Source organism: Polycladomyces subterraneus, from assembly GCF_030433435.1.
Taxonomy (GTDB): domain Bacteria; phylum Bacillota; class Bacilli; order Thermoactinomycetales; family JIR-001; genus Polycladomyces; species Polycladomyces subterraneus.
This window is the reverse complement of record NZ_JANRHH010000020.1, coordinates 61,366-87,780: the sequence shown is the minus strand read 5'-3', so window position 1 is coordinate 87,780 and position 26,415 is coordinate 61,366. Positions and strand designations below refer to the sequence as shown.

28 protein-coding genes are annotated in these 26,415 nt (G+C 48.6%); 5 read left to right on the top strand and 23 right to left on the bottom strand.

Annotation, left to right across the window (positions count from 1 at the left end):
* The 14 genes from NWF35_RS04790 to NWF35_RS04725 form a co-directional block, all read right to left on the bottom strand.
* Positions 1–758: hypothetical protein (locus NWF35_RS04790; protein ID WP_301237936.1), on the bottom strand; the 758-nt coding region annotated here is incomplete at its 3' end.
* 278 nt (positions 759–1,036) lie between these two features.
* Positions 1,037–2,128 carry a glycosyltransferase family protein gene (locus NWF35_RS04785; RefSeq protein ID WP_301237935.1) on the bottom strand — a complete coding sequence of 364 codons (1,092 nt, stop codon included), beginning with the start codon at positions 2,126–2,128 and terminating at the stop codon, positions 1,037–1,039.
* A gap of 17 nt (positions 2,129–2,145) precedes the next feature.
* Positions 2,146–3,015 carry an SDR family oxidoreductase gene (locus tag NWF35_RS04780; protein WP_301237934.1) on the bottom strand — a complete coding sequence of 290 codons (870 nt, stop codon included), beginning with the start codon at positions 3,013–3,015 and terminating at the stop codon, positions 2,146–2,148.
* A gap of 64 nt (positions 3,016–3,079) precedes the next feature.
* Complete coding sequence (gene rfbG, locus NWF35_RS04775; RefSeq protein ID WP_301237932.1) at positions 3,080–4,177, bottom strand: CDP-glucose 4,6-dehydratase; 1,098 nt, start codon at positions 4,175–4,177, stop codon at positions 3,080–3,082.
* Complete coding sequence (gene rfbF / locus NWF35_RS04770; protein ID WP_301237948.1) at positions 4,165–4,935, bottom strand: glucose-1-phosphate cytidylyltransferase; 771 nt, start codon at positions 4,933–4,935, stop codon at positions 4,165–4,167. The genes rfbG and rfbF overlap by 13 nt, the downstream gene beginning before the upstream one ends.
* Positions 4,936–5,602: 667 nt before the next feature.
* Positions 5,603–5,818: a hypothetical protein gene (locus NWF35_RS04765; protein ID WP_301237931.1), complete on the bottom strand. Its 216-nt coding sequence runs from the start codon at positions 5,816–5,818 to the stop codon at positions 5,603–5,605.
* Between the two features lie 507 nt (positions 5,819–6,325).
* Positions 6,326–7,162: a DUF8832 domain-containing protein gene (locus NWF35_RS04760; RefSeq protein ID WP_301237930.1), complete on the bottom strand. Its 837-nt coding sequence runs from the start codon at positions 7,160–7,162 to the stop codon at positions 6,326–6,328.
* Between the two features lie 61 nt (positions 7,163–7,223).
* Positions 7,224–8,111: a M56 family metallopeptidase gene (locus tag NWF35_RS04755; protein ID WP_301237929.1), complete on the bottom strand. Its 888-nt coding sequence runs from the start codon at positions 8,109–8,111 to the stop codon at positions 7,224–7,226.
* The gene (locus NWF35_RS04750; protein WP_301237947.1) at positions 8,108–8,467 is read right to left on the bottom strand and encodes a BlaI/MecI/CopY family transcriptional regulator; all 360 of its coding nucleotides are present in this window, start codon (positions 8,465–8,467) and stop codon (positions 8,108–8,110) included. The genes NWF35_RS04755 and NWF35_RS04750 overlap by 4 nt, the downstream gene beginning before the upstream one ends.
* Positions 8,468–8,606: 139 nt before the next feature.
* Positions 8,607–9,806, bottom strand: coding sequence for an MFS transporter (locus NWF35_RS04745; RefSeq protein WP_301237927.1), 1,200 nt, complete (start codon positions 9,804–9,806; stop codon positions 8,607–8,609).
* A 102-nt stretch (positions 9,807–9,908) separates the two neighbouring features.
* Complete coding sequence (locus NWF35_RS04740; RefSeq protein ID WP_301237926.1) at positions 9,909–11,165, bottom strand: MFS transporter; 1,257 nt, start codon at positions 11,163–11,165, stop codon at positions 9,909–9,911.
* Positions 11,166–11,232: 67 nt separating this feature from the next.
* On the bottom strand, positions 11,233–12,243 hold the full coding sequence (gene pdxA, locus NWF35_RS04735) for a 4-hydroxythreonine-4-phosphate dehydrogenase PdxA (RefSeq protein WP_301237925.1): 1,011 nt from the start codon (positions 12,241–12,243) through the stop codon (positions 11,233–11,235).
* On the bottom strand, positions 12,171–13,475 hold the full coding sequence (locus NWF35_RS04730) for a four-carbon acid sugar kinase family protein (RefSeq protein ID WP_301237924.1): 1,305 nt from the start codon (positions 13,473–13,475) through the stop codon (positions 12,171–12,173). The genes pdxA and NWF35_RS04730 overlap by 73 nt, the downstream gene beginning before the upstream one ends.
* Positions 13,447–14,253, bottom strand: coding sequence for a DeoR/GlpR family DNA-binding transcription regulator (locus NWF35_RS04725; RefSeq protein ID WP_301237923.1), 807 nt, complete (start codon positions 14,251–14,253; stop codon positions 13,447–13,449). The genes NWF35_RS04730 and NWF35_RS04725 overlap by 29 nt, the downstream gene beginning before the upstream one ends.
* A 227-nt stretch (positions 14,254–14,480) precedes the next feature.
* Here NWF35_RS04725 and NWF35_RS04720 point away from each other — a divergent pair, with 227 nt between their 5' ends.
* Positions 14,481–15,269 (top strand): alpha/beta fold hydrolase, encoded by a 789-nt coding sequence (locus NWF35_RS04720; RefSeq protein WP_301237922.1) that lies wholly within the window; start codon positions 14,481–14,483, stop codon positions 15,267–15,269.
* A gap of 138 nt (positions 15,270–15,407) precedes the next feature.
* On the opposite strand, the gene NWF35_RS04715 is transcribed toward NWF35_RS04720, so the two are convergent.
* The gene (locus NWF35_RS04715; protein ID WP_301237921.1) at positions 15,408–15,749 is read right to left on the bottom strand and encodes a hypothetical protein; all 342 of its coding nucleotides are present in this window, start codon (positions 15,747–15,749) and stop codon (positions 15,408–15,410) included.
* A gap of 79 nt (positions 15,750–15,828) precedes the next feature.
* On the opposite strand from NWF35_RS04715, the gene NWF35_RS04710 reads away from it, so the two are divergent.
* The 4 genes from NWF35_RS04710 to NWF35_RS04695 all read left to right on the top strand — a co-directional run bounded on the left by NWF35_RS04710 (position 15,829) and on the right by NWF35_RS04695 (position 18,590).
* Positions 15,829–16,596: a DeoR/GlpR family DNA-binding transcription regulator gene (locus NWF35_RS04710; protein WP_301237920.1), complete on the top strand. Its 768-nt coding sequence runs from the start codon at positions 15,829–15,831 to the stop codon at positions 16,594–16,596.
* A complete protein-coding gene (locus NWF35_RS04705; protein WP_301237919.1) occupies positions 16,593–17,633 on the top strand; it encodes an oxidoreductase in 1,041 nt (346 codons plus the stop codon). Before NWF35_RS04710 ends, NWF35_RS04705 begins: the two co-directional genes overlap by 4 nt.
* Before the next feature lie 181 nt (positions 17,634–17,814).
* Positions 17,815–17,976, top strand: a complete 162-nt coding sequence (locus tag NWF35_RS04700; protein WP_301237917.1) for a helix-turn-helix domain-containing protein — start codon at positions 17,815–17,817, stop codon at positions 17,974–17,976.
* Between the two features lie 29 nt (positions 17,977–18,005).
* A complete protein-coding gene (locus tag NWF35_RS04695; protein WP_301237916.1) occupies positions 18,006–18,590 on the top strand; it encodes a DUF4352 domain-containing protein in 585 nt (194 codons plus the stop codon).
* 1,029 nt (positions 18,591–19,619) lie between these two features.
* Here NWF35_RS04695 and NWF35_RS04690 read toward each other — a convergent pair.
* The 8 genes from NWF35_RS04690 to NWF35_RS04655 form a co-directional block, all read right to left on the bottom strand.
* Complete coding sequence (locus NWF35_RS04690; RefSeq protein WP_301237915.1) at positions 19,620–20,063, bottom strand: GIY-YIG nuclease family protein; 444 nt, start codon at positions 20,061–20,063, stop codon at positions 19,620–19,622.
* Between the two features lie 15 nt (positions 20,064–20,078).
* Positions 20,079–20,462, bottom strand: a complete 384-nt coding sequence (locus NWF35_RS04685; RefSeq protein WP_363321555.1) for a hypothetical protein — start codon at positions 20,460–20,462, stop codon at positions 20,079–20,081.
* A 666-nt stretch (positions 20,463–21,128) separates the two neighbouring features.
* Entirely contained in the window at positions 21,129–21,422 is a 294-nt protein-coding gene (locus NWF35_RS04680; protein WP_301237914.1) for a hypothetical protein, read from the bottom strand.
* 499 nt (positions 21,423–21,921) lie between these two features.
* Positions 21,922–22,380 carry a C1 family peptidase gene (locus tag NWF35_RS04675; RefSeq protein ID WP_301237913.1) on the bottom strand — a complete coding sequence of 153 codons (459 nt, stop codon included), beginning with the start codon at positions 22,378–22,380 and terminating at the stop codon, positions 21,922–21,924.
* On the bottom strand, positions 22,362–22,646 hold the full coding sequence (locus NWF35_RS04670) for a hypothetical protein (RefSeq protein ID WP_301237912.1): 285 nt from the start codon (positions 22,644–22,646) through the stop codon (positions 22,362–22,364). The genes NWF35_RS04675 and NWF35_RS04670 overlap by 19 nt, the downstream gene beginning before the upstream one ends.
* 321 nt (positions 22,647–22,967) lie before the next feature.
* A complete protein-coding gene (locus NWF35_RS04665; RefSeq protein WP_301237911.1) occupies positions 22,968–24,032 on the bottom strand; it encodes a TauD/TfdA family dioxygenase in 1,065 nt (354 codons plus the stop codon).
* 31 nt (positions 24,033–24,063) lie between these two features.
* Positions 24,064–24,798 carry a YheC/YheD family protein gene (locus NWF35_RS04660; protein WP_301237945.1) on the bottom strand — a complete coding sequence of 245 codons (735 nt, stop codon included), beginning with the start codon at positions 24,796–24,798 and terminating at the stop codon, positions 24,064–24,066.
* Positions 24,799–24,937: 139 nt separating this feature from the next.
* Positions 24,938–26,396 (bottom strand): IS1182 family transposase gene (locus NWF35_RS04655; RefSeq protein ID WP_301237910.1). Its coding sequence is split into 2 segments (ribosomal slippage): positions 24,938–25,822 and positions 25,824–26,396, totalling 1,458 coding nucleotides; the frame shifts between segments, so codons are not numbered across the junction.
* Positions 26,397–26,415: the final 19 nt, after the last annotated feature.

Genomic DNA, 26,415 nt, shown 5'->3' with positions numbered 1-26,415 from the left:
GAATAACGAATCCGGGAAAATCCAGCAAAATGATAAAAACGGAGGGGTTGGTCATTTACCAGGAATTTACCGTTTGTGAGAGTGATCTTTCTGTGGTACAAATTCCACTTCGCCACGTTGTAACCGGGGTGTTGCAAAATGTGGACATCAAAATAAATGGGAGCAAGGTCCAACCATCTTTGGTCTCCATAGATTCCACGGGATAGATCGCGATAACACAACCGATTGAGTCTCTCGGTCCACCAATTGAGAAACCGCAAGGATTCCTCGGTTCTTTTCAGGGCGATAAAACCCGAATTGTAGAGACCGTGCTTCAATATTTCAAGCTCATCCTGCATCTTTTCAAGCTCATCCTGCATCGAAGGGTGCGTGATATGCGGAGTTAATATAATGGGACTCTGGTCCAGGACCTGGTTGACCTCATGGAAGGGGCTGAACACTTTCGTATCGGTATCCAGATATACCAACCGGTCTTCCGCTTGAAAAGTACGTAGCAGATAAAGGAGCAACCGTGGTTTGAGGGACCAACAACCCTCGTTGAGTTTATGTTTGAACATGTGTCGGTAAAAATCGGGATGGCCAAGATTTTTAGCTAGTACGATATGATCAAAATATTTGAAATTCCGGGCTTGCTCGGGGATTTTCTCTTCCACCACACAAACAGCTATGCCTGCATTGGGGTGAAGCTCTTTGACGGATTTGGCCATCACCATGGCCATATGGATCCGATTTAAAGTCGTTATGGTACAAAAAATCATCCGACTCACTCCTGATTGATCATATTGATCACACCGCAGTCAACTGAGCATTAACTCAGTTCGTTATATTTTAGTCTTTATCTCCGGATCTCCGGCGCATAACGTCCCGCTTTCTCCCGTTCTCGTTGCTTGGTCTTCTTCTGTTTTGATTTAATTTTCTTTTCGGATTCCCTCCTGAAGTACCAACTAAGTTTTTACACTCTATTGTTCCACATTTTTTCCCAAAGGGTTTTATCTCCGTCTAATTAATTCAAATATTTTTTTCGCAGCTACCGTGCCTATTGGTGTGGCCTGTTCTCTATCTGCCGTCGAAATCTGAGCAGTTTTTGCAGCTCCTCTTGTTTTATCTCGGATATATTTTTGGGCATGCTTGGCAGATGGCTTCCCAAGGCAAGAAAAGCACTATTGGACAAGGCAAAAGGATTCTGGATCTGGACAAACTTTCCCGGATTATTTCTGTAATGGATGCGTATTCGCTTGTCGATTTGTTCCCCACTAAGAAAATAGTCGTAGCTCCAAGGCACCTTCTTTGAAAAATCATATCCGATCTCCACAAGCTCCCGAAGATAGTCGCTAGCAATTAGAAGGAATTGTTTCCGATGATTCGGGTTCAATTCGCGGGCTTTATCAATGTAGGAAATCCTGAAAATACTTGAAAAATGGAAAAAACGAAGCGGATGACCGTTGATGGTAATTAATCCATTTTTTGTATCGATCCTTCTGGACGATATGTTCCACCATGCTGTATTGTAACCAGGATGCCGTAAAATACGGACATCAAAAAAAATCGGGGCAAAATCCATCCATCTCTGGTCCACGAAGATTTCCCGCTCAAGTTCTATATAACATAATTTATCCAGTCGTTCGTTCCACCAATGGAGAAACCGGAAGGATTCCTCGGTTCTTTTCAGGGCGATAAAACCAAGATTGTATATACCGACTTTACTGATCCGAAGTTCATCTTGCGCCGAAGGATGCGTAAGATGCGGAGTCAAAACGATGGGACCCTCGTCCAACATGCGATCAACTTCGTGGAATGGGCCGAATATTTTGGTATCGGGATCCAGATAGACAATTTTGTCTTCCGTACTATACAGTTTGAAAAGATAATGAAGAAACCGCGCTTTGACAGCACAACAACCCTCCATCACATTATGCTTGAACATGTGCCTGTAAAAAAAATTGGCATATCCTATATCTTTGGCTAGAACAATATGGTCAAAATGTTGATAATCCCGGGCACTCATGGGAATTTTCTCTTCAAGGATACATACGGCTACTCTTGCCCCTGGGTTGTGTTTTTTTACGGACCTAGCCATCAACATGGCCATAGGTACATACTGGGTATTGACCACTGTACAAAAAATCATGTTTCCTCTCCTTCTCATCACGGTAGTTCTTTTTTTAAGCGATCGATATATTCTTCCACCGCTGTATTCCAATCTGACAACAACCCAAATCCTTTTATTGATAAGTTTGCGTTTTTGATCATAACACATAGAGGTGCAGGTGCTTTCCGTTTAAAAAAATCGGAATCCACAGGATGGATTTTGTTGTTTAAACCAAAAGTCCTGACGATTTTTTTGACATATTCATATCGGGTGGCACTGCCACTGTTCGAGATGTGATAAACACCGTAACTATCCGTTTCCATCAATTCGATGATCCTGTACGATAAATGACGGGTATACGTGGGGCATCCGTATTGGTCTGCGGCACTGTAAATCTCAGGAAAGTTCAGAGCTTCTCTGTATCTCTGGTATACAAAATTTCTTTTATGGTTTATGTTGCCGCCAAACAGCCATCCGGGGCGAACAATAAAGTAACGGTCACACCATTCTTTCGTTTTTTCTTCACCAAAGTACTTAGCCTTGGCATAAACAGTTTTTAAAACCACCGGATCGCTTTCTGTGTATTTTCTGATTTCATCCCCGAACAATGCACAAGTACTGATGTAAACAAATTTTGCCTTTACCTTTTGAGCGTAATAGGCGATGTTTTCCGTCCCGTATCCATTTACTTGAAAAGCATGTGCTCGATTTTCTTCACAGTAGTCTACATCTGACAGTGCTGCCGTGTGAATGACATAATCGGGCTTGACTTGAGTCATGGCGCTGCATACGGCATTCCGATCAGTGATATCAAGCTTTTGTCTATTCATTTTCACAATCACATAACCGGATTTTTCGCTCAGTACATCGGCGAAATCCATCGCTAACATTCCGTCAGCACCTGTAATGAGCACTTTCTTCTCCATTCACTTTCCTTCTCTCTATTTCATTCAACCGGTCCTCCGTTTTTAAGGCCCCTAGCAACCAGTCTTATGAGCCGAGGTATTCTTCCAACTGATCCAAACACACGGCGGTTAAATCCCGGTTTTCCTTATAAGCGCGGGCCCACTCGACCACCCGTTCGAGTGCCTCTTCCACATTCCATCTAGGACTCCACCCCAACTCAATTCTCGCCCGGGAAGAATCTAGTTTCAAATAGTGGGCTTCATGAGGCTGGCAGGATTTGTCCAGCTCAAAGTTCGCTCCTCCCCCCCACTTCCTGAATATCTCTTCCACGATCCAGCCGACAGGTTTGGCGTCGGTATCGTCCGGACCAAAATTCCACCCTTTCGCATATTTTGGCCCGTGTTCGTACAGCTTCTGCGCCAATAACAGATAGCCGCTCAAAGGTTCCAGCACGTGTTGCCAGGGCCGGATCGCTCCGGGATTTCTCAATTTTATTTTCCTGCCTTTAAGGAGAGCCCGGATGCAATCGGGCACAAGTCGATCCGTCGCCCAGTCTCCACCCCCGATGACGTTTCCCGCCCTGGCGGAAGCAAGTGCCACTCTATGGGACGAATAATCCCGGTTGTTGAAAAAGGAATTGCGGTAGGCGACGGTAACCAGCTCGGAACAAGCCTTGCTGTTTGAATAAGGATCATATCCCCCAAGCCGGTCATTCTCCCGATAGCCCCAGACCCATTCTTGGTTTTCATAGCACTTGTCGGTAGTCACATTGATAACCGCCCTGACCCTTTTTCCTTGCTTCACGGCAGTTCTCACTGCCTCAAGCAGGTGGACAGTGCCCAACACATTCGTCTCGTAGGTTTTTAACGGAGAATCGTAAGATTCCCGGACAAGGGGTTGAGCGGCCATATGGATGACAATGTCCGGATCAACAGCTAAAAGGGCCTCTTTCAATCTTTCTCCGTGTCGTATATCGCCATCGATTGAAGCAATCATGGAACCGATACTGGCCAATTGAAACAAGCTGGGGTTAGTCGGTGGGCGCAAAGCATATCCAGTTACTTCAGCACCCCAATAAGACAGCCATAAACACAACCAACTGCCTTTAAAGCCGGTATGTCCGGTCACCAATACTTTTTTATCTTTCCAGAAACGCGGTTCCAACCGTCTCACTTTTTCCATGGGGCTTGCCCCGATTCCCACAACTTTTCCAGTTTCATTTTGTCCCTCAAGGTATCCATCGGATGCCAGAAACCATAGTGCTTATATGCCATCAGTTGACCGTCCGCCGCCAAGTTTTCCAACGGCTCTTTTTCCAGCACAGTATCGTCTCCTCCGATATAATTAAAAACTTCCGGCTGCATGACAAAAAAACCGGCATTGATCCAACCGACATCTGCTATCGACTTTTCCTTGAATCGGGTCACAGCGTTATTCTCCGATAAACGTAAGGTGCCGAACCTTCCTGGAGGTTGAACCGCCGTAACCGTTGCTAGTTTTCCATGGGAGTGATGATATTCGAGCAATTCGACGATATTAAGATCGGAGACTCCATCCCCGTAAGTCAACATGAACGGTTCCTTTCCAACATAAGTTTGAATCCGTTTGAGCCGTCCACCAGTCATCGTTCCCATCCCGGTATCAATAAGTGTGACCTTCCAGGGTTCCGCTGAATACCGGTGTATGATGGCTTTACCATGTTTACTGAAATCAAAGGTCACATCAGAGTTGGATAAAGAGTAATCGGCAAAAAATTTTTTTATATAGCCTCCTTTGTACCCCAAGCAAAGAATGAAATCATTGAAACCGTAATATGAATAAATCTTCATAATGTGCCATAGAATCGGTTTTCCACCAATCTTCACCATCGGCTTCGGTTTGGAATGGGTCTCCTCACTGAGTCTCGTTCCATATCCACCTGACAGAATAACCACTTTCATTTTATCGGTTGTCAATTTTCTAATACCCCCATAAAGCTCGATCTTTAGATATGTTATGCACATGAAATAAAATGTTTTTGGTCATACGCTTAATATGAATAAATTCCGCTATTAGCAAGAATGATCTCGGTCTATAAGCTCAAAATAGGAGCGGCCCCGAGACTGAGGGGGTGCTTCGTTTAATTGTCATTACTATTTATGCGCCTATTTAGAATCATCCGTAAATTGCTCCTTGTCATTATCCTTTTTTTTCATTCCCGGTTGCTGGGAGCGGGCTATTTCACCGCCTGTTCCGGATTGTCGTACCGGCCACCAATTATGGCAGGGGTCTGAGTAATACTGCCACATTGAAAAAGCCACCCGAACAGAACAACTGTGGAACGAAATGGCTAAGGATTGACTTGTACCCTATGTGTGCATAGCGTGGTCGGGGGCCGATGTGACCACAGGTACGACTTGTTCTCTATGTGGGCATGTGGGAGACTCCTTCACGATTTGGCACTTGTCAGGGTTCAAGCGACTCATGGGGGCGTGAGAAATAGGCCCGCCTTCGGGCCCCGTACTACTCTTTCAGAGGAGCAAGGCTATTTTCTTGATGTTCTGGCACATAGCAGAAAAAGGAATTGCTCTGTTACTCTGGCAAGCCCCACATCCGTGTGTAGTGGAGTCAAACCGGAATAGTCAGGTTTCCGACGCCTAGCACCACGGCTTCCACTTTAAAGTCGAAGCATTCTTTCTGCCGTTTCAGACAAGCCAGGTAGGGTTTGGCGTTGTATACGTTTTCCCGGTGTAACGTATACACTTCTTCCACCAGGCATCGTTCGTAGAGAATGCTGCACAAATACCCGATGAACAACATTTTGAACAACATCACAGTGGCCACGCAGGTCCTCGCAGTATAACGGTCGGGTCTTTTCCGCGATGAACGAAAAGTTGATGGTAGAGTCAATCTTGCGTAACAAGTGATCTAGTGCGCCAAATCCTCGACATTGACCAATTCAATACTGCCTTGCCGTAGGAGTGGGTTTAAACATCCAATTTCGTCCTTTACCCTTGATGTAATCTTCTGATTTAGACAAAAAAAAGAGCTGACTTACTACCTTTTGTCAGCAGTTTCTTCTTTATCGTTTCACGTCCAGATTAAGTCAATTCTTAGACTCCATATTAAGGTCGATCGAAAAATATGGATATTCGAATCTACCAAGAAACTGGTCAATTCGAGAGCCGGATTTCTTGATTTGCCGCAAACACGTAGTAAAGTTGCTGTACCATAACGTAACTCGACATAGTTTACAACAATTTCAATCTAGCGGTAAATCAACGGAGCTGATCTGTTTGGCGCACATATCAAATCAGTGTACCTTCGATGTTTTCGGTACGTACTATTTCTTTATGGAGCGACACGAATAACAAACGGAACGGTAAACACCTTTCCACGGTGTTGGAATTCTCCCCACACTTTGAACACCCCGCTGTGAGGAAACTCCGCATGAAATTGCGCATCGGGACCTGTCGTGTTTTCATTCATCGGATGGACGTGCAGATATTCCTTGGCGCTCTGATCCAATATCACCACATGACCGATCGCTCCTAAATACGGTTGCAAATCTTTGATCGGTTGATTCGTTTGGGCATCGCTAAAAGAGAAGGTTAACATGACTGGCTTTTTCGCCTTAAACGGTTGATCAAAGGACAGCGTCACCTTCTTACCGTCCACCACTTTGGTCAGATTGGCATCCGGCTGAACCGGCCTTTCGGCCGGCTTGGGACCACTTACCGAGACAGTTTGCATTTGGGTGACCTGGGCTGCCCCTTTCGGTTGAAAATCAGCGAACAACCGATATTCTCCACCGGACGGGAACGGCACATTGACTTGGAATGATCCGTTTCCTTTATACTGCGGATGCAAGTGCTCAAAGAAAGATAGATCTTTGCTGACCACAATCAGATGCATCTTTTTTTCGTGATTGATCGCAAAATCCTGTACCGGTTTTCCATCCGGTTTCACCACTTGAATGGAGAGAGAAGCGGATTGCCCAGCTTTCGGTTGTTGCGGGGAAAATGACCAGTTCGTTTTCACCGCCGCCGTTTTTTCCATGTGATCGTGCTCATGTCCACCGTGCTGTTGGTGCGAAGGTGATTGCTGATCATGCGACATTCCTGTGCAACCCGTGACTGAAACGGCGAAAGCGATCGCGATCAATCCTGTGACCCACTGTCGTTTCATCCTGGTCGGCTCCTTCGTCTCAAAAGAAAAGATACTACTACATGATTATAGTAGTATCTTTTTACCAAGTCAACAGGAGCAAACAGATGTGCATATAAAGTACAATGGACATCGTGCTGATCAGATCTGCTATGACAGCGGCCAACAGGAGGAAACTGATCCCGGACCACATCCAATCCGCTATCGAAATTCTGGGAAAATCGGGTTTTCCAGAAAGCAATGCTTTCACACGCAGAACGTTTTGTCCTTCTTGGTCAAACCGCGGTATGACGGAAAGTCCCCCACTCGAGAACGCAGTCATTTTGTATAAAGCGGCAGCCACCGCTTTGGCCCCCACTTTTTCAGCTGCCCGACGGTCAGCCTCGATCTCTTTTTCCAAGCAATAACGCTGACAGAGCCGGAATACGACCGGTAGAAAAAAGAAGGCTGTGGCCGCTCCCGTCGCAAACACCATTTTCAACGGATCGCGCGCCAGACAGTGATGATATTCATGTTCTAACACAGCTTCCAGCTCTTGTGGATTCAACAGTTGGATCAATCCCGTGCTGACCCCGATACGTGAACGCTTCCATCCGTAAGTAAACGCCAAGGGTCGGATATAGTCGAACACGTCGACAAGAACTCCATACTTTTGCTGGAAACGAAGCAACACCGGATGAATCGGATGATTCACTTTCAAGGGCAGGAGTGTTGCCAAAAAGCGTTGGGTTTGGCGGACCATAGATCGAACACGCCAGATGAAAAGAAACACCCACACCACCAACAACGACGTGAACAGATAATAACCCCCGGGGATCTGTCCGCTCGAAAAGATGACACCACAACATCGGTGAACCCAATCGATGGCCGTTCGGATGACGGCATCGGTCGACAATACCCATACCGTCAACAGGGTTGTTCCGATGGCTGCACTGATATGAAGCAGAAGAGTAAAGGCGTTTTTGGTCAATCCTCCTCTCCCCTCTCCAACTCCCGAATCAGGCGTTTCAATTTTTCCAGCTGATCCGGTGTGCTGCCCACGGTATCCACGAACTGGGCGATTGCGAGCTCCCCGAAGTCGGAGAGTAAACCTTCGACGGCTTGGGAGGTCACCTTTTTCACCCACTCTTCTTTCGTATATCGGGGGCGATACCGGTGTGACCGTCCTTCTTTGATGCGCTCCAGCATACCTTTGCGTGTCAGGCGTGTGAGAATGGTTAAGATGGTGGTGTAGGCATATTTTTTCTCATCATTCAGCTCCTTGACAACCTCTTGGACAGTGGCCGCCTGTTTGTTCCATAATACTTCCATGACCCGCTTTTCCAAGGGGCCGAAACTTTTATCTATGATGGACCGAATTGTATCCGAGGACAATCTTCCTCCCCCCCTTTCTTCTTCATTTGAAATTAGTATATCAGATAGAAAACGAAAAAGCCGTCTCCGCGAAGGAAACGGCTTTCAACCATCAGTCGGAATTGGTGGCAGTCAGTGCGATGATCGCCGCCCCCATCAGCAGCAGACCGCTGATGATGTACGGTGTTTGGATTCCCCACAGATCTGCCGCCAAGCTCATGGCCAATACGGACAATCCGAAAGTTGCGTAGGTGAGACTGCCATGTGCTGCCAATACATGTGGCAATAACGTGTCATCCACACTTTTTTGCAACAGCGTGCGTTGCGCCGTTTCGCGCAATTGATACGGCGGGCCCATCAGAAGACAGAGGGCCAGCGCGACCCCGGGATGTTCGTTCCGCGCGTAGATGAGAATGAATACACCTGCGAGGAGTGACCCCCATCCCATCGCCCAGACAAGGTTGCGATCCAGATAACGGGAGAGGTGCACGACGATCATACCCCCGAGAATCATACCGGCGAAATAACTGCCGTTGATCCATCCCCACCATTCCGAACCCCGATGCAAGATGTCCTTAACAAAAACGAGAGTCAATGCCCCGACCCACACGCTTCCCGCAGCCGTGTCCAGAATATCTGTCATGACCAGACGGCGCAGGATGGGACGGGACCAGAGGGTTTTCCATCCGATTAGCCATTGTTCCCGCTTGGGAAGGCGGTTTTCGGCTTTTTCTCGTGGCTGTCCGGATTCGTTCACCCACTGCAGTGAGATCGAGGAAAACAGAAACATCCCAAAGGTCAGCCCGATCAATCCCCACACGCCCCACTTCGCCGACAACATCCCTCCCGCGATCCACCCGATCATTTGGACAATCTGATCGCTCGTTAGCAACCAACCATTCGCCTTGACCCATTGGGCTTCGGGTATCAAGCGGGGAACCAATGCGTTGCGGGTGGGTACCGTCCATCCGTCCAAAAACGCCATCATCAGAATGACGGCGAAAATCGATATCATCTCGGTGACGTGTGAAACCGAAACAGATATCGCGGCATACAAAGCGACCAACAACCCCGTCTGCCCCCATTGGGAAGCAGACAAAATTCCTTTGAGGGAGAAACGAGCCATGATGAGCGGAGCGATCAATCCGCCCACCAACATTGAGCCCACCCGCAGGAGTGGAACCATCGCGGCGAAAGTGGCCGAATGTGTCAGCTCATATAGATGGGAAACCACCGCCAGCGTATAAAACGCATCCCCCAAATTGGCTGCGGATTGACCGATCCACAACCAATGGAACGATCGCTGGTTCACGTTTGCCCTCCTTTTTAATTTTGTTTGTTTGGATGGGCACACGTGAATCACATCGGCCACTCAATCCTTTCATAAGATTTTGTTCCATTTTACCAAAAAACCTTACATGGAAGTTTCTTTTGTCCGTTGGGCACCAGGTGTGGATACCCTCACCATCACCCATGTGGCCAAGGCAGCAAGCAAGAGGGAAACTGCCAGGAAGTAAAAGCCCGCATGGTAATTCCCGGTTGCGTCCTTCAACATTCCCACGAACTTAGGCCCGAAATAACCGCCCAAATTACCGACCGCATTTTGCAAACCCATCACCGCCCCTGCAACGGAAACGGGAAATGCGGCCGTGGGAATGGCCCACAGCGGTCCATACGGAGCATACACGCCCATCGCTGTGATAGACAACAGAATCATCTGCCATAAGGGGGATTCCACCCATTGCCCCGCTATCATAGTGGCGGCAGCAATCAGCAAGGGGATCGTCACATGCTGAATCCGATTCATCCGTCGGTCGGACCAGTGGGAGTTCACCACCATGGCCACCAATGCGAAGACGAACGGGATTGCCGTCAACCACCCCATGGTAGCGGGATCTTTTGCAAAGGTGCCAACCACGCTGGGTACCCACATCGTGTAACCGTAAAAACCGGTGATCCACAAAAAGTACATCAACACCAAACCCCAGGCCAACGGACTGCGAATGGCATCGCTGAAACCACCCGATCCCGTCGGAACTTGCTTTTGCTCCCTTTGCAACTCTTCCATCAACTGTTTTCTCTCATCTTCTTTCATCCATTTCGCTTCGGTTGGACGATCTTTCACTACTGCCAACCAGACGAAAGCCCAGATCATTGGGGGCAGTCCTTCGATCACAAAGACGGTTCGCCAGTCAAAATACTTCAATAATATACCGGATAATGGTGCCATCAACATCGCTGAAACCGGAAGACAGGACATCCATATGGCGTTGGCTCGTGCCCGTTCCCGGTTGGTGAACCAGGAAGCCAACAAAACCAGCACAGCCGGCCATACCCCTCCTTCGGCCACGCCGAGCAAGAAGCGCACCCATTTCAATTGTGCTTCCGTTTGTACGAGACCGGAAGCCGTCGCCGCGCATCCCCACAGCAACATCAGAATGAAAATCAGTTTTCTCGCCGACCAGCGAGTGGCCAAGACACCGCCCGGTATCTGCAAGATCATGTAACCCCAGAAGAAAATACCGGCGATGTCCCCGGCCGCCGAAGCAGACAAATGCAGGTCTTTCTGCATAGCCGGCAGCAAGATACCGACATTGATCCGATCCATGTACGCCAGCATGTACATGACAAACGCAACGGGAATAATTCGTATCCACTTTGACGTACGCATCATGATCCCTCCCGATCTGGATTGATAACGCTTTCAACAAGAGGTAGCGAAAGGAGATCTCTCCCCTTCACACGGTTTGATATCGGGCGGCATAGGCAATCGCGGCCCGAATCGCTTCCATCATCGAGACCGGCGAGGCAAGATTCCGGCCGGCGATATCAAAAGCGGTACCGTGGTCGACACTGGTTCGTAGGATGGGCAATCCCAATGTGATGGAAACCGTTTTTTCAAAGTCGATCATCTTGGCTGCAATATGACCTTGATCATGGTACAGGGACAAAACCGCGTCATACGCTCCTTTCCGGGCAAAATGGAACACCGAATCGGCGGGAATCGGCCCGACAACATCCATCCCCTCCGCTTGCGCCTGTTTCACCGCAGGTTGGATGGCATCCAACTCCTCCCTGCCCAACAACCCCCCTTCACCGGCATGGGGATTGAGCCCTGCAACGGCCAGCTTGGGTGTGCCTCCTGTGAGACGGGACAAGGATGCATAGGATCGCCGGATGCCGTTCAGGACAAAATCCGGGTCCCCGATTTTCCGGCAAGCTTCCAACAACGACAGGTGACGCGTGAGAAAGAAGATTTTGACGTTCTCGACCGCAAACATCGTCATCTCCTGTTCCGCACCGGTCAAATCGGCCAACATTTCCGTGTGCCCGATGTACGGCACTCCAGCAGCCTTCAGTGCTTCCTTGTTGATCGGTGCCGTTACTACCGCATCGATTTCTCGTCCCAGCGCCAATTCGGTCGCTTTGCGGATGTACTCGTACGCCGCCCGGCCACAATCCGCTTGCACTTCCCCCATCCGCAATTCACCAATCCGTATGTTGTCTAGATCCAATACGTCCACGGTACCCTGTGTGTACACCCCTTCATCGGGATGGTGAACCCGATGGAAGCGCAACGGGCTTCCCATTCGCTCCCGTATCATCTCCAACACGGGGATGGACCCGATGACGAGAGGTTTGGCTGTTTCGTAAAATTCTCTCACCTGCAACGCTTTTAGTGTGATTTCCGGCCCGATACCTGCCGGATCTCCGATGGTAATGCCCAAAATGGGTCGTTTCTTTTCCATTTTATTTCTCCTCCCTGTCGTAAAAGCGCTTTCACACTTGTCAAAATGGCCGCTTCATCCCCGACGGAACCCCCTTTGGTGATGATATGCATACCCTGAAAGGGACCTCCGACTAGTTTGGCCATCACACAAAGCGGAAGAATCTCCCCCACCAACTGCAAGCCTTCCACTTCCAAGGCCTGAAGCGTTGTGAACGCAACTTCTCCACCAGACAGATACAGCCCGTCAAACGGGAAACGGTGAATCAGATTCACCACCAATCGGGCAACCGATTCAGACACGGTGTGTCCGTCGCACCGATTCGCCGGCACCCCATCGGTTCGCAACCCGACAACTTGGAACCGTTCCGTCAGCTCTTTCACACGGTGAACCATATCGGCTACATAGTCCTGGGCACCGTCCACCAAATGGTCCACGTTCACCGTCAACATTCCGACGGGAAAGGATTGCTCAAGATAGTCCAATTGTTTGCGAGCGGTTTCCGCAAGACTTCCAGAGACGAGTAGTATCCGTTTTCTCTCCGCGTTTTTGGCCGCCGCATAGGCTGCTGTGAATGGACCGGGGTCCACCGGCAGAACCGGAATATCCAACCCTGCCCATACTTCGGCGAGCTTCTCGATTTCCTCATCCGACTCGGCATCGCAGACGATCAGCCTGTGGCCGACTGCAATCAAACGGTCGAGTTCCCTCCGCAGATCCGTTGGACTTGTGTATTTCCCCGTCTCCAGTAATCCCACCGGAAGAGATGTCTGCGATTGGATCCAATCTACCACTCGGGAAGTCCTCACCGGTGTAAACGGATCACGTCCTGCTTCCGTCTGATGGACAGGCTCCCCGTATACGAACAGTTCGCCCCCTCTGGTGAACCGACCAGATTCAGGGAATGCGGGGACCACGGCAGCGATCGTCTCCGGCGGCATCACATTCAATACGGCTTCCGTCTCTCTGCCGATTGAACCACGCAGGGTGCTGTCGATCCGCTTGGCCAAGAGGGGGTGGCTTTCGTGACTGATGACCTGTTCCGCCATGCGTCGAACACGCAAACCGGCCTCTTCCGCCGGGAGCAATCGGGTAGCTGCGTTCCATACCACCGCGTCATGCCCCTCAAGCGGATCAGTGATGGAAACGCGGTGATCCGGCACAGACAATACCTTCCATCCTTGTTTGATCAACAGCACGCCGGTCGCATTGCCGCCGGTGATGTCATCGGCGATCACCACGAGTTTCCGCATGGACTTTCCCTCCGTTTTCGGCGATAAGCACCTCGATTCCCCACCGTTGGCACTGTTCCTGAAACTGCGCAGGAAGATGATCATCAGTGACGATCGCGTGGAATTGATCCCATTCGGCAAAAGTAGCCAGAGCCCGTTGACCGCACTTGCTCGCATCCGCCAGCAGGATGCGTCGGCGAGCACAATTCAGCATCGCCTGTTTGATCGCCACTTTGGACAAACTGTTGCTCATCGCCCCTTTTTCCACATCGAACGCGTCACAACCGATAAACGCTGTATCCACATGCAACTGAGATAACACCGACAAGCTGAAATGACCTTCCAAACTGTAGATTTGCGGCTTCAGTTCCCCTCCCGTCAACAAGACTCGGATCCCCGGCGCATCCACCACCTCGGAAGCGATTTGGATATCGTTGGTGATGAGAAACAAATCTTGAAACCGCTTCAACTCCCGAGCGAGGCGCAACGTTGTCGATCCCGCATCCAGAATGATGCTCTGTCCCTCCCCAATCAGGGTGACCGCCAGTCGGGCAATCGCCTCCTTCTGGGCCACGTTCCGTTCATCCTTCCAACCGAAAGGATGTTCGCGCAGGTTGTCCTGACGCAACATGGCGCCCCCGTGGGTACGGATAATCTTTTGTTCGGCTTCCAGGATATCGAGATCGCGGCGGATTGTCATCGTCGAAACGCCGAATTCCTCGGCGAGACGGTTGATTTCCACCACGCCTTCCTGCTCGATGATCTGCATGATCTTCTGCCTGCGTTCGGCAGACAACATAAGTGATGTCCTCCTGACCAAAGTAGATGTGAAAAAGTAACATAGATTATGTTTGATATCGTTTATTTATGTTGCTATATGTTAATTCATAATATAAACGGATGATTCGTATTTGTCAATTATTTTCATACAATCTCGCAAGGAAAATGGAATACGCAATCTAAATAATACGATTAGAGGAAGTTGAAATATCTTTGAGAACCCGGATCAGGAATGGAGTTTGAAAAATGGAAAAACTCAGGATATATGGTAACGCACCTTTTACTGTAGCTGTAATTCATGGCGGCCCAGGTGCTTTGGGAGAAATGGCACCCGTGGCTAAGGAATTATCCTATGTTTGGGGAACTTTAGAACCATTGCATACTGCAAAAACGGTAGAAGGGCAAATTCGAGAATTGAGGACCATCCTAAATAAACATGGCAACATTCCTATCACATTCATTGGTCACTCATGGGGAGCGTGGCTAAGCTTTATTTTTGCAGCATATTATCCCACATTCGTGAGGAAATTGATACTGATTGGTAGTGGTCCATTTGAAGAAAAATATGCTTCGAAGATAATGGAAACTCGATTAAGTCGACTGAATGAAGAAGAGAGGTTACAAGTCAACGCTTTAAGAAATGCTTTAGTCGATCCCAGTACCAAAGAGAAGAATAATATCCTGGCTCAATTTGCAAAGTTAATATTTAAAGCCGACTCTTTCGATCCTTTATTTTCTATTGACAACAAAATAGAGGTACAATTCGATGTCCTTCAAAGCGTATGGAAAGAGGCTAGTGAACTGAGAAAAAGCGGAATCCTTATGGAACTCGGCAAACAGATACAATGTCCAGTGGTAGCTATCCATGGTGACTATGATCCACATCCTTATGAGGGAATAGAGAGACCATTATCCGCAATGATTGAGGACTTTCGACTTATTCTATTAAAAAACTGTGGACATTACCCTTGGATGGAACGAAATTCGAGGAAAAAATTTTATAAAATACTTAATAATGAGTTAATTTATAATTGAGCCGTCAAATTAAACATCACAAGCGAACGGAACGTGCCGTCCGACATCGCCCGCCCCGCCAAAATCACCGGCCGTGGTCCTGTTTACGCTAAGCCGAAGCTGTTGATCCGCCATCATCCTTCTGCCGTCCCCGCTTGTTTACAGGTCGTATTGCACTCCCTCCAGCAGATGGATGGCGCAATATGCATCGTATATCATGTCAGTCAATACCGCCGTCTGGATCAGTTCCTCCTGAGATAGCACATGGGAGATCAGGTGTACCACGCGGTCGACTGTTTCTGTCAAAGATTTTTTCAGTTCCGCCAACTTGGGATGTTCGATTGTTGCCAACTTGCTGCGGAGATCTTGAACGAATGGGGCGTCTTCCCCTTTTTGTAGCGTTTTCGACACATCCAGCGCTTGGATGTTGACCGTCCCTTGCCAAAACGTAGGAGCCACTAAGCAACGCAGTGTTACATACTTTTTGCTCAGTCTCATCATATGGGTTTAGACTTGTACAACGGGTGTTTAAGGATTACACTTATAACGACGTACGTATTTGTAATGAAAGGGGATGCATTTGACACAGGTAGAGCGGTTGTTGGCGATTGTGGAACACCTGAAACAGTATGGGAAGATCAGTATAGAGCAAATCTGTGAACGCTTCGGCGTTTCTCGCGATACGGCCAGGCGCGATCTGGTCAAGTTGGAAGAAGACCGCCTGATCGTCCGTGTACGGGGAGGTGCCATCCGTCCAACATTGACTCGTGAGGCTATTTGCTATGAAGACCGTGCCCATCATGAAGCCAAGCGGGCGATCGGTCGTACGGCTGCCGCTTTGATTCGTGACGGTGATCACGTGTTGTTTGATGCCTCCACTACCGTACAATGCGCAGCGGAAGCGGTCTATGTCCGTGACTTGGTTGCTGTGACCAATTCAATCGACATCGCCGACACATTGGGCAAAAGCGGCCGGGCCACCATCTATCTGCTGGGCGGACAGCTGAATCCTTGGCACCGAAACATCGTCGGTACGCAAACCGTGGAGATGCTTCGCCAGTACCGGGTGGACTGGCTGTTTCTTGGTGCATGCGGGTTATCGGGAGAGGGGTTGTCCAGTTCAAATCCGGAAGAAGCATTCGTCAAGCGGGAAATGATCCGGCGTGCAGACCGAACCGTGGTGTTGGCGGACGCCACCAAGTTTGGGAAGACCCTTTTTCACTCCGTTTGTTCCTGGGAAGACATCGATATCATCGTAACAGAACAACCACCGGATTATGCGTTTCGAAACATGTTGGAACAACACGACGTACAAATGTTGATCGCAACAGGAGGAGAAAACAGATGACCATTCGAGTAGGCTTGATCGGTTACGGTTTGTCGGGTAAGGTGTTTCATGCCCCGTTGATTCAACGGGTAAAAGGGTTGGAGTTGGCTGCTGTGGTTTCCTCCAATCCGGACAAAGTTCTGCGAGATCTACCGGATGTGGAAGTCTTTTCCACGACGGATCAGCTGTTGGAGCGAAAGGATATCGAGCTGGTCGTGATCGCTACTCCCAACACCCTCCATCATCCATACGCCAAGGCGGCGATTACAGCAGGCAAACACGTGGTGGTGGAAAAGCCGTTCACCATTACCACGGAAGAAGCGGACGAACTGATCGATCTGGCACAACAACACCGCGTTTTACTCAGCGTGTACCACAACCGTCGCTGGGATAACGATTTCCTCACCGTACGGCGGTTGATCGAGTCGGGTTACCTGGGGGAACTCGCCTTGTATGAGGCTCACTATGACCGTTATCGTCCACAAGTGCGTGACCGCTGGCGGGAGCACGACATTCCGGGTGCGGGTACACTGTACGACCTTGGTTCCCACCTGATCGACCAAGCATTGGTTCTCTTCGGACCACCCTGGACCGTCTGGGCCGACTTGGCAGCGCAACGGAAAGGTGCCCAAACCGTGGATTATTCCCACCTTGTGTTGGATTATGGACGGTTGAAGGTCGTTCTCCATTCCGGATCACTGGTCAGAGGAGAAGGTCCGCGTTTTCAGATTCACGGGGAGAAAGGAAGTTTCATCAAATACGGACTGGACCCGCAGGAAGACCAGTTGAAACAGGGAATGGCCCCCGGGGATCAGGGATATGGAGTAGGTCAGAAAGAGTATGACGGGGAACTCACCGTGGAGCTTGGCGGGTTATCGGTAAAAGGACGAGTAGAAACCCTGCCGGGAACCTATCATGCTTATTATGAAGGGATCGCCGAGGCCATCCGGTCGGAAAAACCGGCACCTGTCACCGCAGAGGAAGCCCGTGACGTGATCAAGGTAATAGAATGTGCCATACGGAGCCATCGGGAGAAACGTGTCGTTTCGTTTAAATGAAAAAAGGGGAAGCTCATCATTATAAAACCACAAATTTAGACTTTGATTTCCATCTCCCATATAAAGAAAATTGAGATAGAAAAGCCCTCATATGTACATATATGTATCCATATGAGGGCTTTGACCGTTTATTAGGCCTCTAATAAATTCATACCGTGGCGATTAAATGGGAGGGGGAAGGGTGATAAAAGGAAGGTTATTAAAACCAAATGAAGTTGCGGAACAATTGTCTGTTAGCCTCGTGACCGTCAAAAAGTGGCTTCGGGAGGGGCGTTTAAAAGGCGTTAAAGTTTCGGGAATGTGGCGTGTTTATGAATCGGATTTGGAAGAAATGATCCAGTAAGTGCAAGAAGAATCAGAGGAGGAACAACAATGAAAAAACTTATGATTGGCTGTGGTTCTGTTTTCGTTCTTTTCTGTCTGTGGGTGCATGGTGTAGCGGCAATTGGCGGAGGATCAGAAACAAACACCACACCGGTGGCCCAAACCGGTGATCCGGTTGACTCAACCGGAAACATAAGTGAAAAGAAAGCGGCGGCGAAAATTGGGGATGTCGTGAATGCGGGCGATCTTTCATACCAAGTCGTCAGCGTTGAGTCCAAAAAAGTAATCAAAAATCCAATGGGCGGTGAATACAAACCTGGCGCAGGCCAATACCTTGTCGTCGAGGTGGAAGTGAAAAACAACGGTAAGGAAAAAATCACGATGGATGCCGCATTGACTAAGTTGAAAGATCAAGACGGTGCGGAATATGAAGCTGATCCGACAGCGGATACATGGGTTAATGGAACGGGCGGTGATACGCTCGGGTTCTTCCTCAAACCGATCAACCCGCACGCTACGAAAACGGGAAAAATCGTGTTTGATGTACCGGAAAAACCCGTTGAGTCCTTTACCTTTATCGGCCAAGGCGGTTTCCTCTCCGGTGAAACGGCAGCAATCAAACTGAGTAAGTGAATAGTTAAATAGAGCCGGTCGCGTACCGGCTCTTCATATATATGGACTCATATGGAAAATGAAAGGAGGTCTTTCCTTGGTATAATACCGCACTATCGTAATCAGTGCATACATAATTTTCTTTTGCAACATGGCGATTTCGTATCATCACGCATTGGAGTTTTTTTAAGGAATGGTCGGTTTTCCCGGCTTGTTTGCTCACATGGCAGTGATCGGAGTGGACACGTTTTTCGCGGTCTCCAGTCTAGTGATATCCAATGCTATCACTCGGCAAATCAAAGTCGGGATTCCCGTTTGGTTTTGTTTTGCGTTTGGGTTCGCCTTCACTGAGTGATCGAATGTGCGCGCTTGTTGGGATGATGGATGGGAGGGAATAATTGCGGGAAGCGCTCCTGTGTTCGCTCTCCTCTGTATCAAGTTATTGTTAAGCTGGATGACAGAGAATAAGGAAGCATTCGCCACCAGCATCTTAAACCTTCATGATGTCGCCATCATGATTGGTAATTGGTTAGCATATGTTCGAGCTCTTCGATCGTGTTAGGCAAATGGCTCCAAGTCTGTCCAAGGCAAATCTTTTGAACAGCTCTTTTCGATATCCCATAGGACTCGTAGTCCTTTGCGATAAACCGCAATTTGTCGCCCTTTAGGTATCTTAACCTTATCTCGATTGCCTGCTTTTCCGTAATCTTTGATCTTCCGTTTCCTTCGTCTCTCATGGCATTAGACATTTTCTCGCGATACTCTGGCGTTCTCATGTATTCCTTTTTTAGTTCGATCATCTTTTGGCGATAGTTTTCATCTTTCCAAGCACTATTTGCAGACATTTTTTTTGCGGGATTCTTCCGAATGGGTTTTACCGTAGAATGGATTACCCTTCCCACTATGAAGTCCGGATAACTTCGCTCGGTGTTCTTCGGATATCTTTCTCCCCAAAGCGTATTTGTTTCCTTTGTGTATAGAAATAACCTTCGAACGGAACCTCTCGTCTTTCCATAGGCGTTTTAATGTCTTTCTCCCCCGCTCGGAGTGCTAGGATAAATCCTTTCTTTTTCGGAACGCCTCGGACAAATTTCTTCTCGTTTCATCGGATCGCTTTTTGCCTAAGCCATGTTTATTGCCTTTCATTTTCTCGCTCAACTTTTTTAACCTGATTGGATCATGAATAAATCCAACTGTCCCATCTCCGCCGAGCGATTTGTTATACCCGTTTCGGAAGGAATCGTACATCTCGATAAAGTGCTTTTCTGCGGAGCCATTCGGTTCAATATCTACCGTATCGAATCGCTCCAAAATCTCTAGCGCCATCTTACTTTCGCCATATTTGTCCCAGGCGTTTTGTAGTTTTTCATTAGGGTGTACACCGTTCCTTAACATCCAAACATGAACACGCCATCTGTTTTCAATATCCACCGACATTCCAATGTACCGCTTGCCATTTGCCTTGTTAATGATCGAATAAATGCCGATGGTCATGTTATGATCAATCCCCTAACAGGAATATAACATGCCTTCGGTCATGAGCCGAACACTTAGCCTGCCAATTTTAACCCGGTTTGCACTATGCGATTGCTCGCATAGGGGGCAATAAAGGCCGAGGATATTGCGTTTGCCCTGATACTGCCCTTTGTAAAAGTCGATTGTTTCCTTGGTCAGTGTTGGGTTGTCCTCAAGCAGGAAGTGTATACGGCATATGCTCTTTTGCGGGTTGTCTATCTGGTCGATGAAGTCCGTTTTGATGAAATGCCGTGGCCCCTGCGGGTTGCAGTTCATCCATATTTTCGCGCCGGGAACCGAACAGCGCCCAAGCATTTGGTTAACGAATGATTCCGGGAACAATGCCGCCTCGTCTGCGTATGCACCGGCAGCAGTCATCCCTTGCAATACGTCCTGGGCTTTCTCATTGCTCGCCCGAACAAGTGGTATCTGTTTGAGCCTATATCAATACGTCCCTCCACCCGGTTGTAACGGTAGTGGACGCCTTCCTCGAAGCCCATACCCTCTAGGATCTGAAACATGGGCGTCAGGACGTTCCGCTTGAGTGCCCCGACAGATCGACCGGCCACAATGAAATCCTTATCTCGAAAGTTGGTCATGGACCAAAGGATGAATGAGAGGATCATACAGACGGTTTTTCCCGCCCGGATGCTCCCGTCAGCGATAAGGATTTACTTCTTCTCGTATGGACTACCCGGTCGCCATCAGTAAAGGATACGTTTTTGCTTCTTGCTGAATGGCTTCCACGGGAAGGGTTGTAATCTCTTTTTCACCCTCCTTCTCCCTTTTTTGGAAAATGATCTATGAAAGAATTTAACTTCCGATAATGTCGGATTCTCGGAAGTTGACCAACTAGTCAGTTAGCCACCGCGTATCTATTTCAAAGATTGTTCATTGATATAGTTTTCGCGTTCGACTTATAATAAAAAAGTGCATCGAGCTATTGGTGGCGACGGATGTCTTCACATGGCATTGAACATCCCCTTGCCCTCGTTTTCAGGTCTCTCTTCTCGGGTAATTGCGGGGGCTTACCCCGCGCTTTTTTTATTCAGTTTCCTCTGCTGTTTCCTTCGGTGGCCGTTCGTCCTCGATCCCCTCCCACACATCGGAGGGATCAGCACCCAAAGCACGGACAAACTGATCGACCACCTTCTCGACCGCTTCGTCCGACAATCCCCGTTCCTTGCGCTCCAATTCACGCCGCCTGATCTCGTTCTCCTGTTCCTTCAGATCAAGTTCACGCTTCTCATGGATCTTGTCCCACATGGTCCCGATGACCACGGCTGCGGAATGTGGTGTGGCCTTTTGCAGCGTTTCCGGTTTCTTCAGATGATCCATGTATAGGTTGATGATCTCCCAGGCTTGATCGATGTGATCGGCTATTTTTTTGGGTTCGAAGTTTTTCCAACTCCTCCGAATCTATCTCCTCACACAGCCTCTTTACCGTGGAAGGAGATACCCCAAATTTCCGTGCCGTCTCCTTTTTACTCCCGCACGCTGATAATAGGCCCTGATTTCCTCACGGGTTTTATCGTCGATTTTCTTCCCGCGTTTACCCATTACATGGCCACCACCTCAACCTCAACCCCTATGAGTCACAGCAACACTGCAATAGAGAAACCGAACATAAACCCGATCATCAGTCCAAACCAGAACACAATGTTACCACTCTCTCAAACAAATGGCCAATCCGATTAATAACATTGTTGCTCCCCATGCCAGATTCTAACCAGTTGAAAATATTTCACCTTCCCGCCAATAATGACGGAAAGCATCAAGCATATGAGCGGCCAGCGCAATGTAAACAAAACCTAATAGGTACTCCATAAGAATCCCCCTACTCAGCAAAGGCAGTCCACATGTCTACGATCAGACCATTCCGGTAAAACTCATAAGGGAGATAACAATTTCCGTGATCTCCCCAGTTTTCGCCCCAAGAGTTGCGGACATTCAAATGTTCGCGCTCGTCATCATAGCCAACAACCAAGCATGCGTGGCCACCAAGAAACTCCTCAAACTCAGGAGACAGAACAGGAACCACACCAGTTTCCGCAACCTCGGGGCTTTCAAAGCTCTCATACACTTTGATACCAATTGCCACCGGGTAACCGTGATGTAAGCACGTTTTCATCTCTTTCAGGCTACGCACACGGTGATACGACACGATTTTGTATTTGCCCACGTCTGCTTCTGCTTTTGCGCTCGGATTTTGGGTAAACCGTCTAATGTCATAGGGGAAATCATTTTCCGGACACACGCCCAGCTTCCGCAGTACCTTCATACCATCACGCAACATTGATCAATCGTCCCCTCAAGCTCCCGCTCATGCCAGTACAGATAGAGCCGCGACAAGTCCGTGTTGTCTCCGTGCTTCATGGCGAAATAACGCCGCATCGCACAAAGAGCGTTCGAAGTACAGCTTCCTAACTGGCCTTGGTCATAGACCGGAGGCATATAGGGCCGCAAGTCAACTTTAGAAGCATGAGCGCGAGGATGTTCAAGTGACAGTGAATAATCTCGCTCGTCCGGTGTATCGAATCGCAGGGTATATTTTCGTTTCATTCTCTCCCTCCTCATCAAAAAGAAAAGAATGGTGGGTTGCTCGGGAATCGAATCCGAGGTCGTTGGGCATCTTTAGCTCCACCATGCAACCCATCGCTCATATTTGCCCGCTCAACCTAGCTCAACCTACTTGAACCGATATTGGATGATATTCGCTGCAACTACCGTATCCTTAATTATAGGAGTGCAAGAATAGAACGAGTCACTCACTCCTTCTTGTTCCAGTTGCTGTTTATTTTCAACTGCCTCTTTCAAATTCAACTCTCACAACATCGTTCCACCTGCTTTAAAAGGCACATTCCTTGTCCGTTATACTTAATCTCAGTCAATTTGAATCACGCCCGGTTTGTCCCATACCATCTTGCGAGTATTGTCCGCATATAAAGGGGAGCAAACATGTTGCCCCCTCCCTCTACTAAAACTAGACTGATGGAAGTCCACAACGGTAAAGATTCGTTGTAACCAACGATCTTTCCCGTCATATTTTGGTTGAAAAGAGGAACGGGCATGGGCAACCAGTCGGTTGTCGATGATTAGGAGGTCGCCGGGATTGATGTGAAAGCCGATACCGACCTGGGTCAACGCTTTCCGAAGTGTGTCCAAAGCCCATTTTGCATCCCTTCGAGTAGCTGTCATGGAGCTGAAATGGACACACATCTGCGGTTCCAGCCAACTCCCGGATAAAACGGGTAGATATACTGAGTAATCATCTTTCCCCATGTTAAAAGAGGAGGAGGGGAAAAGACGATACAACGGCTGCCGCAAAAGGGAAATCGCTGTGCTCGGTATGTCGTGAAGGACTTGGCGTATGGAAGCGGTCAAGGTTCGGGCAACGCCTTCGTGATCAGATCTCAAGCCGATCAACGCCAAATGGTCCGGCCTGTGAGGATGGAATCCATCTTCGGTATGGTAGTTCAGGTAATGGGAGCTGGTATTTTCTTGTCGTTTTTCCTGACCTTTAACCGGACAGATATTTTGGATGAGTAGTCCTTGTTTCTCATCCTCGTAAGCGATAGGCTCCCCCAAGAACAAAAGGAACAATAATAGGTTATACTCGCTAACAAAGGACGACTTTTCTCGGGATCGTCCACCGTCTTCTGGAGTGGGGGGCAAATCAGTATCAGTAGGAAGATTTCGAAACATCAACACACCGTAGTCATTGGGTTCTCGTCGGAAACGGACCAAATGTTTCACCAAGCGGGCAGGGAGATTCTGTGCCGCCACCTGCACACAGTTTAAGGTTTCATTATCCACCCGCCTGATATCCAAGGGTGGCAATCGGTCGATGATTTGAGAAACGGTCCGTTTCTCTTCCCCTGTTAACACCATGATGTGTTGTTGGAGCCCTTTCACATCTTCGGCATTTTGGTATGGTTGATCCGTCATATTCATACCTCCTTCGGGGGTTTCTATCCGTTTATACATAGGCATTATAGATGTAACGTCGGTTCATCAAGATCCGATGGTACATGGTTTTGTCAGGAAGCAAGCGGAAAGTGATACAAGCCGGGCTCGTATTGGCTTCCAGTATCCACAACTTTCCGCTCTTCTCCAAAGCGATATCGATTCCCAGCTCGCGGATCCCCGGAAAATGGGCATCTAATACCTGCGCAGTCGCCAGGGACAATTGACCTATCTGTTGGATCATTTCTGCCACCTTTTTGTTATTGTTCAGGACGCTTCTTAAAACTTCCGGTACGGTGACGGGTTTCGCCCCCTGATGGTAGTTGGTCAGGAAACGGCCTGGGGCGGCGACACGTGTCACCTTACCGGAAACTACCCAACTATTCCTAGGTTTCTGCATGTAGATCCGAAAGTCAAAGGGACGGCCTTTGTATTGGGACAGTTTGATTCCCTGTTGGACCAAATAAGATCTGAAGGGACGTGTGAAATTCTGAATGTACTTCATCAGGTTCTCCTGCGGAACTAGTTGTCTTTTGGTGCCCATAATGACTTCAAAAAGATTTTTCGATGTCTTCCGAACACGAATAATCCCATACCCTCCGCTCCCCTTGTCCGGTTTGATGAACACCGTGTAATGTTTTTTCAACATGTCTGTCAAGGTTTCTTCATTCAACCACCGGGTCAGAGGGATATGCTTACGTACCAATGGGCTTTGGATCATAGCGCTCGTCTTCAAAATTTTCCCCATTACTCTTCTAACCGGCAAAGTTATCACCTTTTTCAAACAGTTATTCTATTTCCTTATCATATGATTGTGTTTAGAAAAAGGGATGAATGGATGTCCTAAAATTAGAAAAAGTGTATGAGACTAATCTCATACACTGAGGCTATTGACAAACCCAGCGGAAAAACCGCTGGGTTTTGTATAGGTATTGGAAGAAAATAGAGAAAATCAGACAAAGATCACGGAGAAAGGGCCCGCCTTCGGGCCCCTTGCTCCTCTTCCAGAGGAGCAAGACCATTTTCTTGATGTTTTGGCACACGGCAGTAAGGAGGCATTGCTCCGTTACTCTGGCAAGCCCCCTCATCCGTGCGTAGCGATGTCCGTGCAGTTCCTTCGCATCCGCAAAACTCCGCTCGATCGTCTCTTTCCTTCGTTTGTAGAGCACTTTTCCCCGCTCGCTTAACCGGTTTTGACGAACCCACTCCTTGGCATCTTCCCATACGTGACGGGTCATGGTTTTCACATGGTTCTTCGAACGTGTACACCGGGATAAAAACGGGCAATCCAGGCATGTTTGCGGATCGGATTTGTATTCCCGGTATCCTTGGCGGTTGGTGGTTCGGTAAGTCAGTTCATGTTTTCCCGGACATATGTATACGTCACGCTCAGCGTCGTACTTGAACTGCCATTTGTGAAACAATCCTTTTTGCGGGTGGAAACGGCGATGGGCGATGACGGCAAAGATCCCTTGCTCTTTTAAGGCATGGCAAATCGGACTCGTCAGGTATCCGGCATCCAGCGCTACGGCTTCCACTTTAAAGCCGAAGCGTTCCTTCTGCCGTTTCAGACGAGCCAGGTAGGGTTTGGCGTCGTGCACGTTTCTAGGTGTGACGTACACGTCCGTGATGAGGTTGTGTTTACCGTCTACCGTCCGGTGATCCAGATAGAAAAACCCTTCCGGTTTGCCTTCCCGCACCATGTAGCCGCTTTCCGGATCAGTGGTGCTGACGCGGATTTCCTTTTCTATCTTAGGGGTGTCTTTTTTTTTTTAACGGCCGCTTGCCGTGCGCTTCACGATCCTCGTCAATGGCACGATCCAATTCCTCCACATACTTCTCCGTGGACTGACGAACCATCTGACGGGTGAATTTGTTCTTGTTGGCGTTCGCTTTTAAAAACGTCGAGTCCGTAAACAGTTCTTTCCCCTCGATCAGTCCGTGGTTGATGGCTTGCAGGACGATCTCGTCAAAAATCTCTTGGAAGATGGTTGTTCCGTTGAATCTGCGTCGTCGGTTCTGGCTGAATGTGGTAGCGTGCGGCACCTTGTCTGTCAAGGAAAGTCCCACAAACCAACGATATGCTACGTTGACCCGCACTTCTTCCACCAGGCGCCGTTCGGAGCGAATGCCATACAAATACCCGATGAACAACATTTTGAACAACATTACCGGGTCTACGCAGGGACGCCCGTTGTCCTCGCAGTATAACGGTCGGGTCTTTTCCGCGATGAACGAAAAGTCGATGGTGGCGTCGATCTTACGCAACAAGTGATTCTGTGGCACCAAATCCTCGATGTTGACCAATTCGATGCAGCCTTGCTGATGGGAGTGGGTTTGAAACATATGATTCCGTCCTTTGCCC